The organism is Agrobacterium sp. 33MFTa1.1, assembly GCF_004328495.1.
Lineage (GTDB): Bacteria > Pseudomonadota > Alphaproteobacteria > Rhizobiales > Rhizobiaceae > Agrobacterium > Agrobacterium pusense.
In genome coordinates, this window is the sequence record NZ_CP036358.1 from 490214 (window position 1) to 504355 (window position 14142).

A 14142-nucleotide genomic window follows, 5' to 3' on the forward strand; every position below is an offset into this window, starting at 1 on the left:
TCAAGCCCTGATGCCCGCCACGCCGAAATAACCGAGCCCCGGTATCTTCACGCCCGGCCGGGCGAGATCGATGCCGGCCACGAGACCGAGGAAGTTGATCTCGAAGCCGCTGCGCGCACCCGCCGAAATGCCGAACAGGCCACCGAGCGAAACGCTCGCATCCTTCCAGTCGTCGGCGACGTGGTAAAATGCACCGTCCGGCAGATAGTCGCGGCCGACCGCGTCCGGCGGCAACACGACGCCGAGTTCGGGCACGCTGCGCAGCACATGGGCGACGAAGGTGTTGGAGTTCGGGCCGGGATAGATGCGATAGCCGCCCGGCTTGCCATAGGGATAGTCGGCAATCGCCTTTTCGATCTTGGGGATCAGCTTTTCCGCCTCTACGCCGTGAATGGCCACCACCTGGCGCGGCATGTTGGAATACCAATAGGCGTCCGCCGCATATCCATTGTGGCGGATCGGCGTGCCCCAGCCCACTTTGTCATAACGGTCATAGCTCGTAGCGCCCGGCTTTTTCAGCACGACCCAGGCGTGGCTGGCAACCGAGCCCTTGAAGCCGCCGGTCATGGCGGAAAAGACGTAGACGGCGGCTTGCCCGTCGCTCGAAGCCGCCGGCAGCATGCCTGACGATGACCATCTGGCGGCATTCCAGCCGCGCGGATGGTCCTTCATGGCCCACAGTCCGGCCGATGCCAGTGCCGGCAGCAGATAGATGATGGCAATCGCCAGTAACAGACGTTTTGCAAATTTCACTGATGGCCCCGTGCATCGAAAAATCAATTGCGGTATCAACAACATAAAATCAGAATTTTTTGAGGCTGAGAGAATGAACAATTCCGTTACCGTCGAAGTCGTCAGGGGCAATCTCGTGGAAAGCCGCCACAGGGGCCTTGCGGTAGTGGTGGATGGCGATGGCGGCGTGCTGTTTTCCACGGGAGATCTGGAACGTGGCATCTTCCCGCGTTCGGCCTGCAAGGCCATGCAGGCCCTGCCGCTGGTGGAAAGCGGTGCCGCGGACGCCTATGGTTTCGGCAGCCGCGAGCTGGCGCTTGCCTGTTCTTCTCATTCCGGCGAGGACGCACATGTGGAACTTGCCGCTTCTATGCTCGCCAAGGCGGGCAGGGATGTGGATACGCTGGAATGCGGCGCGCACTGGTCCTCCGACCAGAAAACCATCATCCATCAGGCCCGCACGCTGGAAAAGCCGACGGCGCTTCACAATAATTGCTCCGGTAAACATTCAGGCTTCATCTGCGCCTGCTGTCATACCGGAACGGACCCCAAGGGCTATGTCGGTTATGACCACCCGCTGCAGCAGGAAATCCGCGCGACGATGGAGAGCCTGACGGGTGCTGCGCTGGGTCACGATAATTGCGGCGTGGACGGCTGCTCCATCCCGACCTATGCGGTGCCGCTCAAAGGGCTGGCACATGGTTTCGCAAAGATGGCGACGGGCAGGGGGCTGGAAGCCGGCCGGGCGAGCGCCTCGCGCCGGCTCGTGGAGGCCTGCATGGCAGAACCCTTCTATGTGGCAGGCACCGGCCGCGCCTGCACGAAGCTGATGCAGATCGCGCCGGGCAAGATTTTCGCCAAGACCGGCGCGGAGGGCGTCTTCGTCGCGGCCCTGCCGGAAAAGGGCATCGCTATGGCGGTGAAATGCGAAGACGGCACGACGCGTGCGGCGGAAGCCATGGTTTCGGCATTGCTCGCCCGCTATTTCGATGAAGGCAGCGCCGAACAACAGGCGCTGAGCGGCATGGCGAACCGGCAGATGCGCAATTGGAACGGCATCCATGTCGGCGATATCAGGGTCGTCGGTCTCTAAATAACCTTTGACGCGGCCGTTTGCCGGCACGATGATGACGCGCCCCGCACGTGACGGCCACCCCATGGCCCTCGCGGGGCGGTGTCCGCATGAGGAAGAAGCGGGCGCTTCATTGCTTTGGAGGTCGCATATCCATGTTCACATTGTTTTTCTCCCCCGGTTCCTGCTCCCGCGCCAGCCATATTGTGCTGGAGGAATCGGGCCTGCCTTACAAGGCCCACCGCGTCAATTTCGCGGAAGGCGAGCAACGCTCCGAGGCATTTTTAAAGATCAATCCCAAGGGCCGCGTGCCGGCGCTGGCGACGGAAAGCGGCGTGCTGACGGAGACGCCGGCCATCCTCGCCTTCATCGCCCAGATGGCGCCCGAGAAGAAACTCGCGCCGCTCGACGATCCCTTCGAATTCGCGTTGATGCAGTCCTTCAACGCTTTCATTTCTTCGACGGTGCATGTCGCCCATGCCCACGGCCGGCGCGGCAGTCGCTGGGCGAGCAAGGATAGCTCGCTTGAGGATATGAAGGCGAAAGTGCCGCAGACCATGGGTGAATGCTTCGAACTGATCGAGCACGGCATGCTGCGTGGCCCATGGGTTCTCGGCACTGCCTATTCCGTGGCCGATCCCTATCTTTTCGTCATGTCCGGATGGCTGGAAAGCGACGGCGTGGATATTGCCCGTTTCCCCAAGGTGCACGACCACTTCCGCCGCATGAACGACCGCCCGGCGGTCCAACGGGCGCTCGCGGGGGAGAGGGGCTGAGAGGCTGAAAGGCTCACTTCGTCATCCTCGGGCTTGTCCCGAGGATCTAATCACGTCTCGTAAATCCAGAGGTCGCAGATGCTCGGGACAAGCCCGAGCATGACGTTGAGTGTGGAGGCTGGTCTGCCAGCTATCGCAACTTGGCGTCTTGACTCAAGCCGCCTCGGCCGCGCGCGTATCCCACATCGTCTTGAACGCCGTGCGGGCCTGGCAACGATCCAGCCAGGCCTTCAGAGCCGGATGGGCGTCGAACAGCGGCTTGTGGCCCTGTGCGTAACGAACGATTTCCGCCGCGTTGAGATCGGCGACGGTAAAGCGATCGCCCACCAGATAATCATGACTGGAAAGATGCTGCTCCAGCACCCGGAAGGGGCGCTTCAGCAGGCGGCTGGCAACATCGATCACGGCCTTGCCGCTATCACTTTCCGACAGGCCTTCGGCGATGGCGGAGGAAATCTTCAGCGAATTCGTCTCCACTTCGGTCGCGGCAAAGAAGGACCATTGCAGCATCGCCGCATCTTCCTTCAGATCGATCGGCGCAAGCGGTCCGCCATATTTGCGGGCGAGGTAGAGATTGATGGCCATGGATTCGTAAAGCACCATGCCGTCATCCTCGATGCAGGGAATGGTGCCCATCGGGTTGACGGCCAGGAAGTCCGGAGACAGCGTGTTGAGCGGCGCATCCGCAGCCAGCGGATCGGCAAGACGGCGGGCCTGTATCACAGGCACGTGCTTGAATTCTATGCCGAGTTCGCCCGCCAGCCATAATGTGCGTGTGGCGCGGGAACGGTAGACACCGTAAATCGTCAACATCGAAATTACCCCTTCAACCTGTCAGATGGCGGCAAGTTACGGTCAAGCCCTCCTAAAGTGAAGCTGTGGATCGCAGCGCCAACTATGATTTTTTCTGATCCGGCAGGAGGTCTGTATCGGGCGAGAGCCGGCATTCGAAACGGTCGATGAACCGCTCGAACAGCCGGGCGAATGTCTCCACATCCTCCGCCGGCCAGCCATCCATCACGTCCTCGATGACGCTCATCTTCGTCCGACGCATTTCCTGCAAGAGACTGGTGCCGAGCGGGGTGATCTCTACGATGCTGCGGCGGGCGTCTTGCTGGGAAACGCCGCGTTTCAGCAGCCCTCTCCCGACCATATCGGCCACAACCCGGCTGCCGCGTGAGGGATCGATACGCATGCCCTCGGCAATCGCGCCCACGGTCACATCGCCCTCCGCCCGGCGTAGAATGTCGAGCACGTCGATATGGGAAAGTTCGAGACCTGGAGCGAGCCTGGCAAGCGCCATGCGGCCGATGATGCGGCGGCCGATCATGATGCGCATGCGCGTCATCGTATTGCCGATCCGCTTGATGTCCTCGGGCAGATCCTCGTTCCAGTTTTCCTCAGTCGCCACGCTTCATCGTCCCTTTCGATGCTGTTTTCCGATCACGTTTAGCGGCAATAGCACAGATGTCAAAAACTTGCCATTGACATATATATGCTGATAGCACACAAATTGTCGCAGCAAATCTGCCTGAAGCCAACGAGATTTTTCATGGATATGTCCACCGCCCCCGTGGCGCCGCTTGTGTCGGATCATCGCCGCAGGCTCATCGTCTTTCTGTTTCTGATGCTGGCCATGTTCATGGCGACCCTCGATAACCAGATCGTATCGACGGCACTGCCCACCATCGTCGGTGAATTCGGCGCGCTGGAGCGTTTCGGCTGGATCGGCTCTGCCTATCTGCTGGCGACCAGCGCGGTCATGCCTGTCTATGGCAAGCTCGGCGATCTGTTCGGCCGGAAATATGTGATGATCGCGGCGGTCGTCATCTTCACGCTTGGTTCGCTCGCCTGCGGGCTGGCATGGTCGATGGACAGTCTGATTGCTGCCCGCGTGTTGCAGGGCCTTGGCGGCGGCGGCATCATGGTATCGATCTTTTCCGTCAATGCGGATCTGTTCGAACCGCGTGAACGCGCCCGTTACCAGAGCTATTCCAGCCTCACCATCATGGCATCGGGCAGTGTCGGCCCGATCCTCGGCGGCACGATGAGTGATCTCTTTGGCTGGCGGTCGATTTTCCTGATCAATCTGCCGCTCGGCATCATCGTTATTGCCGGTCTGGCGCTGATGCTGCCTTACCGACGCCCGGCGCGCCAGCCGAAGATCGATTATCTCGGTGCGGTCCTCTTGGCGGCCACCATTGCCAGCGTGGTCTTCTGGGCGGACAGCAGCGAATTGTTCGGCTCGCTCATCGCGGCCCCCAGCCTCGGCATCATCGCCTTCGCCGTCATCGCCGCTTTCCTCTGGGTGCAGGTGGAGCGCCGCGCGCCGGAACCGGTGGTGCCCCTGCGTCTCTTCAAGGACAGCACCTTTCCGCTGTTGATGATCGTCTCGCTGACCAGCGGCGGCATCGGCATCGGCATGGTCAATTATTATGCCCTGTTCCTGCAGACGACCACCGGCCTTTCCCCCTCCCATGCCGGCCTGTTCTTCATTGCGGTCACCGGCGGCATCGTCATGGGTTCGCTTTCGGCCGGACGGCTGATTTCGATTACCGGCGTCTACAAGCCCTTCTCGGTTGCGGGCCTGACAATCAACGTCATCGCCATGCTGCTCTTCACGCAGATGCATGCGGGAACGCCGCTTTGGCTGATCGCGGTGCTGATGCTGGCGCAGGGTTTCGCAGTCGGCCTCGGCCAGCAGGCTCCGATCATCGGCGTGCAGAATTCAGCACCCAAAGCTGATATCGGTGCGGCGAGCGGCGCGGTAACGCTGACCCGCATGGGCGGCGCGGCGATTGCCATTTCTGTCTATGGCGCCATCGTCTCGTCGAGCCTGAAAGGTGTCGCGGTCGATATTCCAGGTGTCGGCAAGATCGAGGAACTGACGCCGAAAATACTCTCTGAACTGCCCGCAGCCTCCCAGGCCGCCGTCGCCTCGCTCTACTCGGATGCGTTTACGCCGCTGTTCTTCGCGGCCACGGCAACCGCTGCCATCGGCCTTGCCGCGGCGCTGATGCTGAAACCGGTGCGGCTGCCGGCTGCGGTTGAGGCGAAGCCGGCGGAGGCGGCGGGGGAGTAGGGCGCGAAGGTGGGTGTGTGGACGCCGCCTTACGCGGCGTTCGATGACTTTTCGACGGCCAGTCGGAAGCCTAGCGAATGCAGGATTTTCTGCACGGTCTCGTAGCGGAGCTTCGAACCGGGCTTAAGTGCCTTATAGAGACTTTCCCGGCCGAGACCTGCGGCATCCGCGACATGCGACATTCCGCGAGCTCTGGCGACCGCGCCAAGGGCGGCGATGAAGACGTCGGGGTTCTCGTCTTCCATCGCCACTGCCAGGTATTCGAGCATGGCTTCATCGCTATTCAGGTAGTCCGACACATCGAATTTGCTAAACTGCGTCACGGTCATTCCTTCCTATTGTTTGCGCCATCTCGACTGCCCGCTTTATGTCCCGCTTCTGCGAGGATTTGTCTCCGCCGACCAGAAGGAAATACACCCTCTTGCCAATGCGTGTGAAATAGACCCGATAACCCGGACCACAGTGGATGCGCATTTCTGAAACACCCCCACCGACCGGCTCGCAGTCGCCGAAATTCCCGTGCTCGGCCGCGGTAAGGCGATGAAGAATTCGCGCCTTTCCGGTGCGATCTTTCAAAGCCTTCAGCCATTCGTCGAACTCTGCCGATTTCTCGAAATCGTTCATAAAATGTATCCGATCGGATACGTTTCTGCAAACTCGAATCTCATGATTGTCCTCTAAGTCGGTCTTGCGCTGATGTTGTGTGCAAACCGCGGCCACAACTCGATACAGTCCCGGCTCAAAGCCGAAATGACAGGGGGGGCGACCGCAAAACAAAAACGCGCCCATTGGAAATTTAACGCGCGTTCCGCGTTATGCTCGCATCACTTAAGATTCGCGCGGGCGGCCCTATCTCAATGAACATGAAGCCGGAACAGCTCCTGAATTCCACGCCCAAGGGCCTTTATTGCCCGACGGGTGATTTTTATATCGATCCCGTGCGGCCCGTGGCGCGGGCGCTCATCACCCATGGTCATTCCGATCACGCCCGCGCTGGCCATGGCGCGGTGCTGGCCACGCGCCAGACGCTGGATATCATGCGCATCCGTTATGGTGAGGATTTCTGCGGCAGCGAGCAGGCGGTCGCATTCGGCGAGAGGGTGGAGGTGAACGGCGTCACCGTCGGTTTCCATCCGGCAGGCCATGTTCTGGGTTCGGCGCAGATTTCCGTGGAAATGAACGGTCTGCGCATCGTCGCATCCGGCGACTACAAGCGTGGCATCGACCCCACCTGCGCCCCCTTCGAGACGGTGCCCTGCGATGTCTTCATCACCGAAGCCACCTTCGGCCTGCCAGTATTTCACCATCCGCTGCCGCGTGTGGAAACGGCCAAACTGCTCACCTCCATCAAACAGTTTCCCGAACGTACCCATCTCGTCGGGGCTTATTCTTTGGGCAAGGCGCAGCGGGTCATCCGGCTCTTGCGCGATAATGGTTATGCCGAGCCGATCTATATCCACGGTGCGCTGGCGCGGCTCTGCGATTATTACGTCTCGCAGGGTATCGATCTCGGTGATCTCAGGCCCGCAACACTGGAAAAAAGTGATCCTTCCGCCTTCAAGGGCGCGATTGTCGTCGGACCGCCCTCGGCATTTCAGGAGCGCTGGGCGCGCCGCTTCAACGAACCACTGATTGCCTTCGCGTCCGGCTGGATGATGGTGCGGCAGAGGGCAAAGCAGGGCGGTGTGGAATTGCCGCTGGTGATCTCGGACCATTGCGACTGGCCGGAACTGCTGGAGACGATCAAGGAAATTTTCCCGCAGGCCGTCTGGGTCACGCATGGCCGGGAGGAGGCGCTGGTGCGCTGGTGCGAATTGCAGGGCATCGCCGCCAAGCCACTGCATCTCGTTGGTTACGAGGACGAGGGGGATTGAGATGAAAGCCTTCGCCACTCTTCTTGACCGCCTGGTTCTCACCCCGTCGCGCAATGGCAAGCTGAAGCTGCTGACCGATTATTTCCGCGATACGCCCGATCCCGACCGGGGTTACGGGCTGGCGGCCATTGCCGGCACGCTGGACCTCAAAAGCGTCAAGCCGGCCCTGCTGCGCGAACTGGTCTTGGAGCGGATGGATGAGGTTCTGTTCCGCTATTCCTATGATTATGTGGGCGATCTCGCCGAAACCATTTCGCTGGTCTGGGGCAATATCGGTGGTGCTGACGATTCAGAGGCACAGGATCCGCGTCTTGGTGAAGTGGTGACACTGATGAATTCGCTCGGCCGTACGGAGGTGCGCGGTGCGGTGCGTGATCTCCTGGATCGGCTCGATACGTCCTCTCGTTTCGCTTTCCTCAAACTTGCCACCGGCAGCCTGCGCATCGGTGTTTCGGCCCGGCTGGCGCGTCAGGCGCTGGCGGATTTTGCGGGGAAAGACATCATCGAGATCGAAACCCTTTGGCACGGGCTGGCGCCGCCCTATACGCCGCTTTTCGCATGGCTCGAGGGCAAGGCGGACCGCCCGGTGCTGGCAACGCCCGCCATCTTCCATTCGGTGATGCTGGCGACGCCGGTGGCGGATGGCGACCTCGATGGGCTGGACCCCGCCGACTACGCCGCCGAATGGAAATGGGACGGTATTCGTGTGCAATTGTCCCGCGCCGGTGGGACACGGAAACTCTATTCCCGTTCAGGCGACGATATTTCAGGCGCCTTCCCTGACGTTCTTGACGCGATCGATTTCGAAGGTGTGATGGATGGTGAGCTGCTGATTGGCGGCACGGCACGGTCCAACAATCTCACCCGAACCTTTTCTGACCTGCAGCAGCGACTGAACCGCAAGACGGTGACGGCGAAGATGCTGGACGACTATCCCGCCTTTATCCGCGCCTATGACCTGCTGTTCGACGGCGAGAGCGATATCCGCGCGCAGACCTATCTGCAGCGTCGCGGCCGGCTGTCTGACATTATCGAACATGCACCGCATGACCGCTTCGACCTCTCGCCGCTGATCGGCTTTTCCAGCTGGCAGGAACTCGATACGCTACGCGCCGCACCGCCCGATCCGGTCATCGAGGGCGTCATGATCAAGCGCCGCGACAGCACCTATCAGGCCGGGCGCGCTAAAGGCCCCTGGTTCAAGTGGAAACGCGATCCTTACAATATCGACGCCGTCATGATGTATGCCCAGCGTGGCCACGGCAAAAGATCGAGCTATTATTCCGATTTCACCTTCGGTGTCTGGGCGGAGGGGGAGGACGGCGAACAGCTCGTGCCTGTCGGAAAGGCTTATTTCGGTTTCACCGATGCGGAGCTGGAGGTGCTGGACAAGTTCGTGCGCGACAATACCGTCGAGCGTTTCGGCCCGGTGCGGGCGGTGCGGGCCACACCGGATTTCGGTTTCGTGCTTGAAGTTGCCTTCGAAGGCATCAACCGCTCTACCCGCCACAAATCCGGCGTCGCCATGCGGTTCCCCCGCATTGCCCGGCTGCGCGCCGACAAGTTGCCGGCCGAAGCCGACAGGCTTTCAACACTGGTGGCGATGATCGACGGTGTGGAAGGCTAGGGTGGCACGATCGCCTGTTTATTTCCATGGGCGTCACAGCCGGGGCGAGGCGACGTCCAGAAATTGCCACGATGGCTGCGAATACATTGTTGTCATTCGCGAATCCGTGATTGGACAGCCTTCCGCCGCAGTGCTGAACTGCTAATGCAACCATCCTCGTCAGGTGACCATATGGCAGACAAACGCTTTCTTTCCTCACCCTTCGGACGGGAAGAGAGCGGCACGATCTCGCCGGGCATGACGCGGCGTGGATTGCTCGCTGGCGCAATGGGGCTGTCAGCAGCGCTTGTCCTGCCGCCCGCCGTGAAAGCGGGCATTCCGACACCTGAAGTCTTGCCGCTGGAACGGCAGGATTATGCGGAGGCTCGCCGACGTTTCCACACCCACCTGCTGCGCAAGATGTCGGCGCCGGAGAAGTCCTCGGCGCTTGGCACACCGCCCGGGGCGGAGCGTGTCACCTATCGTGGCGGGCCGGATGGCTCGATCGAACTTGTCGCCTGGCTCTCCCACTACCAGCCGTCAAAAACACTGAAACCGGCCGTCCTCTTCCTGCATGGCGGCAACGCCACCGGGGATGGCCATTGGGCGCTGATGAAGCCATATTGGGAAGCGGGCTTCGTTGTGCTGCTACCGTCCTTTCGTGGCGAAAACGGCCAGAACGGCAATTATTCAGGCTTCTACGACGAAACCTCGGATGCGCTGGCGGCGGCCACCTATCTTGAAAATCTTCCCGGCATTGACAGAGCTCGCTTCTTCATCGCCGGCCATTCCAACGGCGGCACGCTCACGCTTCTGGCAGCCATGAGCCGTAAATTCCGTGCTGCGGCCCCCATATCCGCTGGCGTCAATTCATGGCGCTATTTCAACCGCTATAGCGAGGAGATCTGTTTCGACGAAACCGACGAACGCGAATTCATCATGCGCTCCTCCGTCTGTTTCGGCCCCAGCCTCAAATGTCCGGCACTGCTGTTGCGCGGCACGGAGGAACGACCTTTCGACGCCGATCACCAGCTTTTTGTGGACCGCGCCCTGACCTCGGGTTTCAGGGTCGACAAAAAACTGCTGGCGGGAACTCATAATGGTGTCGTCCCCGGTGCAGTGGCGGAAAGCATCCGTTTTTTCAACGGCTTCGCGTAAACGCGATGTTGCACCGTCCGTAGGCGTGTGGTGTCCTACGTCTTGACGATGGACGTCTTGGCCTGCTCTGCCCACCATGCGCCGTCTTTTTTGTCGGCATATTGGGCGCGCTTGTTGGTGAATTGGCCCTGGGTGCAAATTTCCCGGTAGTTGCGGACCGGCAGCCCCAGTTCCTTGACGACGGCATGCACCACGGTTGGGCCCGTCATGTCATAGACGCTGACGAGCGTCCCTTCTTCGATATTACGGGCAATACGATCGGCTATCAGCCTGAGCGCCGGGTGGCCGGGTTTCGACGCCATGAAATAGTTGGTGATTTCGCCGTTCTTCATGGCAATGAAAACGGCTTCTTCATCCGTATCGATCACATCTTCGGGCCGGGCCGCAAAATTGGAATCAATATCCAGATAGATGCCGCCTTCCTGCAGAAGAACGAGAATGCGCCAGAAATCCGCTTTGGCGGCGCCCACCTGCAGTCGACGGAAGGCGTCCGCATAACGTCCGGGAAAATGGCGGTCGATATAGGCCTGACACGCCTCGTCATCATGGTAACGATATTCGAATTCCGGCGTCAGCCAGCGGTTGAACAGGAAATTCGCATAGATCGGCGTCGTGACCCGATTGGAGTAATTCGTCTGCCAGATAATGCGAGGGATGGCTTTTTCCGTTTTTGGGCTGCGTCTGGCAGGCTGATGCTGCGGGAGCGTTTTTTTCTCCTGCCGGGCCGGATGAACAAATCGATGGAAAAAATGACCTTGGCGATGTTTCCACCGATCTTGATCGCGCGGTACGCGATGCGGTTATAGCCATGCTTTGCCAAGTTCAGCGCTCCTGCGCGTGGAATCGATTGTCACGCACGTGGAAACGGCGGTACGCGGTATTTATTGGACGCAATTAGTTTGTCAATATGCCGTAAATGAGACGGTCGGGCCTCGATGGACGAGACCCGGCCGTCTTGCACGCAAATGGAATGTCAGCCCCTGTTGCGGTTGAAATATCCAAGCAGCCGCATTGCATTGGCGGTCACCAGAACCGTGGCGCCCGTATCGGCGAAGACGGCAAGCCACAGGCCGGAAAGGCCGGTAACTGTTGTGACCAGGAACACCGCCTTCAGGCCGAGCGCAATCGTCACGTTCTGTCGGATATTGTTCATGGTGGCGCGCGAAAGGCCGATGAGGCGGGCGGCGTCGCCGACATTGTTGCGCATCAGCGCCGCATCCGCCGCTTCCATCGCCACGTCCGTGCCCGAGCCGATGGCAACACCGACGCTGGCCGCCGCAAGGGCCGGCGCATCGTTGATGCCGTCACCCACCATGACCACGGTCTTCTTTTCGGCAAGCTTGCGGATTTCCTCGACCTTGTTCTGCGGCAGGAGTTCACCGCGCGCTTCTAGGCCCAGCTTGTTGCCGATGGCACGCGCCGTGCGGGCATTGTCACCCGACAGCATCAGCGAGGAAATGCCCATTTCCTTCAGCGCCTTGACGCCTTCGGCGGCATCCTTGCGCGGCTCGTCGCGCATGGCGAAGAGGCCGCTTGCCGCACCGCCGGCCATGACGACAGCCACCGTCTTGCCTTCGCTTTCCAGCGCAGAGATGCGATCGGAGAGGTCCTTTGAAAGCGTACCGACCTCAGTCGCAAAGCGCGGTGCGCCTATAAACAGGTCCTTGCCGCCGACATTGCCCTGCATGCCGCGACCGGAAATCGCCTTGATGTTGGAACCGGGCAGCGGCTTGACGCCGGCCTTTTCGGCATGATTGACGATCGCGCGGGCGAGCGGATGGCTCGACTCGTTCTCGATGGTCGCGGCCTGCGCAATCAGCTCGGCCTCGTTGCCATCAACAGTGATCACATCCGTCACGACAGGCTCACCAAGCGTCAGCGTGCCGGTCTTGTCGAAGGCGACGGTTTCGGTGCGCGCCAGCATTTCGATGACCGCGCCGCCCTTCACCAGCATACCGTGGCGTGCCGCAGCCGAAAGGCTGGAGGCGATGGCGGCGGGAACCGAGATGACCAGCGCGCAGGGGCAACCGATCAGGAGCAGCGCGAGACCACGGTAAATCCAGGTATCCCAGTCGCCGAGACCGGCGAGCGGCGGCACGATGATGGTCAGCACCGAGATCGCGACGATCAGCGGCATGTAATAACGCGAGAAGCTCTGGATGAAGCGCTCGGTCGGCGCGCGGGCATCCTGTGCTTCTTCGACCAGCGTAATGATGCGGGCGATGGTGTTGTCTTCCGGCGCACGGTCGACGCGGATGCGCAGCGAACCGTCATGGTTGATCGAGCCGGCAAAGACGCGGTCGCCCTTGTCCTTGGCGACGGGAATGCTTTCCCCGGTCATCGGCGATTCGTCGACGCTGGACTGGCCGTCGATGACAACACCATCGGCGGCGATACGGTCGCCGGGGCGCGCCACGACCACCTGGCCGATGCGAACCTGATCGGCGGAGACCTGCCGAAGCGCGCCGTTTTCCTCCACCATCGCCGTTTTCGGCAGCAGTGAACCGAGCGCCTTGATGCCGGAGCGGGCGCGGGCGGCGGCAAAGCCTTCCAGCAATTCGCCGACGGAGAACAGCAGCACGACGATAGCCGCCTCTTCCGCCTCGCCGATGATGATCGCGCCGATGGCGGCAATGGTCATCAGCATCTCGATGGTGAAGACAGCGCCGAAACGGGCAGCATTAAAGGCATTGCGTGCGATCGGGAAGAGCGTGACCAGCGTGGCGACGATGAAGGCGTAACTACCCCAGGCCGGGAAGGTCAGTTCCGCCGCATAGGCAATCGCGACCAGAATGGTGCCGGTGAAGGTGTTGCGCGCCTTGGCGGTGCGCCACCATGCACCTTTTTCGTCCGCGCCATGGGCGTGCCCTATCTCGGCGCTCTGGTTTGCGGCGGCAGGTGCGGCAGCGTGGGAATGGCCCGCATGGTCGTGTCCGTGATCGTGACCTGAATGATCATGGCCGGAGTGATCGTGGTCATGCCCGTTGCAGGAATGCTGCTCGTCTCCCGAATGGTCATGCGCCGCGTGGTCGTGGCCGGAATGATCATGCCCGGAGTGATCATGACCGGAATGATCATGATCGTGATGGCCACCGCATGTCGCGTGATCATGATCGTGTTCGTGCTTTTGATCCGGCGTTTTTTCGCGCGCGGCCTTCTCCTGCGGCAGCAGGGCCGGCTTGAAGCCGAGCTTGCGCAACGTATCCTCGATCTTTTCCACCGGGGTTTTGTTTTCGGCAAGCGAAAGGTTCAGCCGCTCGCGGGCCACCGACACCTTGACGTCAGCAACGCCGGGCAGGCGGGACAGTGCGGTTTCGATCTTGGCCGCGCAGCTGCCGCAATCCATGCCGCCGACCGAAAAGGTCAGCGCATTGTTGTTTTCAATAGCCGTTTGGGGCGTGTCATTATGGTGACCGCCGCAGGAGGAATGGTCGTGATGATCGGCCTCCACCTTTGCTGCGGGCGCTTTTTCGCGCGGCAGCAGAGCGGGCTTGAAGCCGAGCTTGCGCAACGTATCCTCGATTTTTTCCACCGGGGTTTTGTTTTCGGCAAGCGAAAGGTTCAGCCGCTCGCGGGCCACTGACACCTTGACGTCGGCAACGCCCGGCAGGCGCGACAGCGCGGTTTCGATCTTGGCCGCGCAGCTGCCGCAATCCATGCCACCGACCGAAAAGGTCAGGGCCTCCGGTTCCCCGTTCAAACTGCCGCGTGTCGAAATATTCATGGTTTCGCTCCTGAATTCCACTCGACAGCCAATCTGGCACCTCTAGCAACTAGAGCTTCAAGAGAAAAAATGCAGTTCTTCGATTTTTTTTGAAAAACCGACGCCAGCTTCGCGCCAG

12 protein-coding genes and 1 pseudogene are annotated in these 14142 nt (G+C 60.7%); 6 read left to right on the top strand and 7 right to left on the bottom strand.

The genetic code is table 11. The features are described 5' to 3' along the window. Positions 1 to 753, bottom strand: a complete 753-nt coding sequence (locus EYD00_RS02430; protein WP_034495912.1) for a DUF3750 domain-containing protein — start codon at positions 751 to 753, stop codon at positions 1 to 3. Positions 754 to 826: 73 nt separating this feature from the next. On the opposite strand from EYD00_RS02430, the gene EYD00_RS02435 reads away from it, so the two are divergent. Both EYD00_RS02435 and EYD00_RS02440 read left to right on the top strand, forming a co-directional pair. Further along, positions 827 to 1825, top strand: a complete 999-nt coding sequence (locus tag EYD00_RS02435; protein WP_004440476.1) for an asparaginase — start codon at positions 827 to 829, stop codon at positions 1823 to 1825. Positions 1826 to 1959: 134 nt separating this feature from the next. Then, positions 1960 to 2580, top strand: a complete 621-nt coding sequence (locus tag EYD00_RS02440; RefSeq protein ID WP_004440479.1) for a glutathione S-transferase family protein — start codon at positions 1960 to 1962, stop codon at positions 2578 to 2580. 153 nt (positions 2581 to 2733) lie between these two features. Here EYD00_RS02440 and EYD00_RS02445 read toward each other — a convergent pair whose 3' ends face one another. Together EYD00_RS02445 and EYD00_RS02450 are read right to left on the bottom strand one after the other, a co-directional pair. Then, positions 2734 to 3393 (bottom strand): glutathione S-transferase family protein, encoded by a 660-nt coding sequence (locus EYD00_RS02445; RefSeq protein WP_004440482.1) that lies wholly within the window; start codon positions 3391 to 3393, stop codon positions 2734 to 2736. 82 nt (positions 3394 to 3475) lie between these two features. Next, positions 3476 to 3991: a MarR family winged helix-turn-helix transcriptional regulator gene (locus tag EYD00_RS02450; protein WP_004440484.1), complete on the bottom strand. Its 516-nt coding sequence runs from the start codon at positions 3989 to 3991 to the stop codon at positions 3476 to 3478. A gap of 141 nt (positions 3992 to 4132) precedes the next feature. Here EYD00_RS02450 and EYD00_RS02455 point away from each other — a divergent pair, with 141 nt between their 5' ends. Further along, positions 4133 to 5662, top strand: a complete 1530-nt coding sequence (locus EYD00_RS02455) for an MDR family MFS transporter (RefSeq protein WP_004440486.1) — start codon at positions 4133 to 4135, stop codon at positions 5660 to 5662. Positions 5663 to 5691: 29 nt separating this feature from the next. On the opposite strand, the gene EYD00_RS02460 is transcribed toward EYD00_RS02455, so the two are convergent. Further along, positions 5692 to 5991, bottom strand: a complete 300-nt coding sequence (locus EYD00_RS02460) for an addiction module antidote protein (RefSeq protein WP_004440487.1) — start codon at positions 5989 to 5991, stop codon at positions 5692 to 5694. Then, positions 5972 to 6286, bottom strand: a complete 315-nt coding sequence (locus tag EYD00_RS02465) for a type II toxin-antitoxin system RelE/ParE family toxin (protein ID WP_004440489.1) — start codon at positions 6284 to 6286, stop codon at positions 5972 to 5974. The genes EYD00_RS02460 and EYD00_RS02465 overlap by 20 nt, the downstream gene beginning before the upstream one ends. A 239-nt stretch (positions 6287 to 6525) precedes the next feature. On the opposite strand from EYD00_RS02465, the gene EYD00_RS02470 reads away from it, so the two are divergent. The 3 genes from EYD00_RS02470 (at position 6526) to EYD00_RS02480 (ending at position 10300) form a co-directional block, all read left to right on the top strand. Beyond that, a complete protein-coding gene (locus EYD00_RS02470; RefSeq protein ID WP_034496274.1) occupies positions 6526 to 7536 on the top strand; it encodes a ligase-associated DNA damage response exonuclease in 1011 nt (336 codons plus the stop codon). A gap of 1 nt (position 7537) precedes the next feature. After that, positions 7538 to 9163, top strand: a complete 1626-nt coding sequence (locus EYD00_RS02475) for a cisplatin damage response ATP-dependent DNA ligase (protein ID WP_004440496.1) — start codon at positions 7538 to 7540, stop codon at positions 9161 to 9163. 171 nt (positions 9164 to 9334) lie between these two features. Then, on the top strand, positions 9335 to 10300 hold the full coding sequence (locus EYD00_RS02480; protein WP_034495910.1) for an alpha/beta hydrolase family protein: 966 nt from the start codon (positions 9335 to 9337) through the stop codon (positions 10298 to 10300). 35 nt (positions 10301 to 10335) lie between these two features. On the opposite strand, the pseudogene EYD00_RS26335 reads toward EYD00_RS02480, so the two are convergent. Both EYD00_RS26335 and EYD00_RS02490 read right to left on the bottom strand, forming a co-directional pair. Next, positions 10336 to 11120: pseudogene (locus EYD00_RS26335) on the bottom strand (glycosyltransferase family 32 protein). A gap of 153 nt (positions 11121 to 11273) precedes the next feature. Beyond that, on the bottom strand, positions 11274 to 14024 hold the full coding sequence (locus EYD00_RS02490) for a heavy metal translocating P-type ATPase (protein ID WP_004440503.1): 2751 nt from the start codon (positions 14022 to 14024) through the stop codon (positions 11274 to 11276). Between the last annotated feature and the right edge of the window lie 118 nt (positions 14025 to 14142).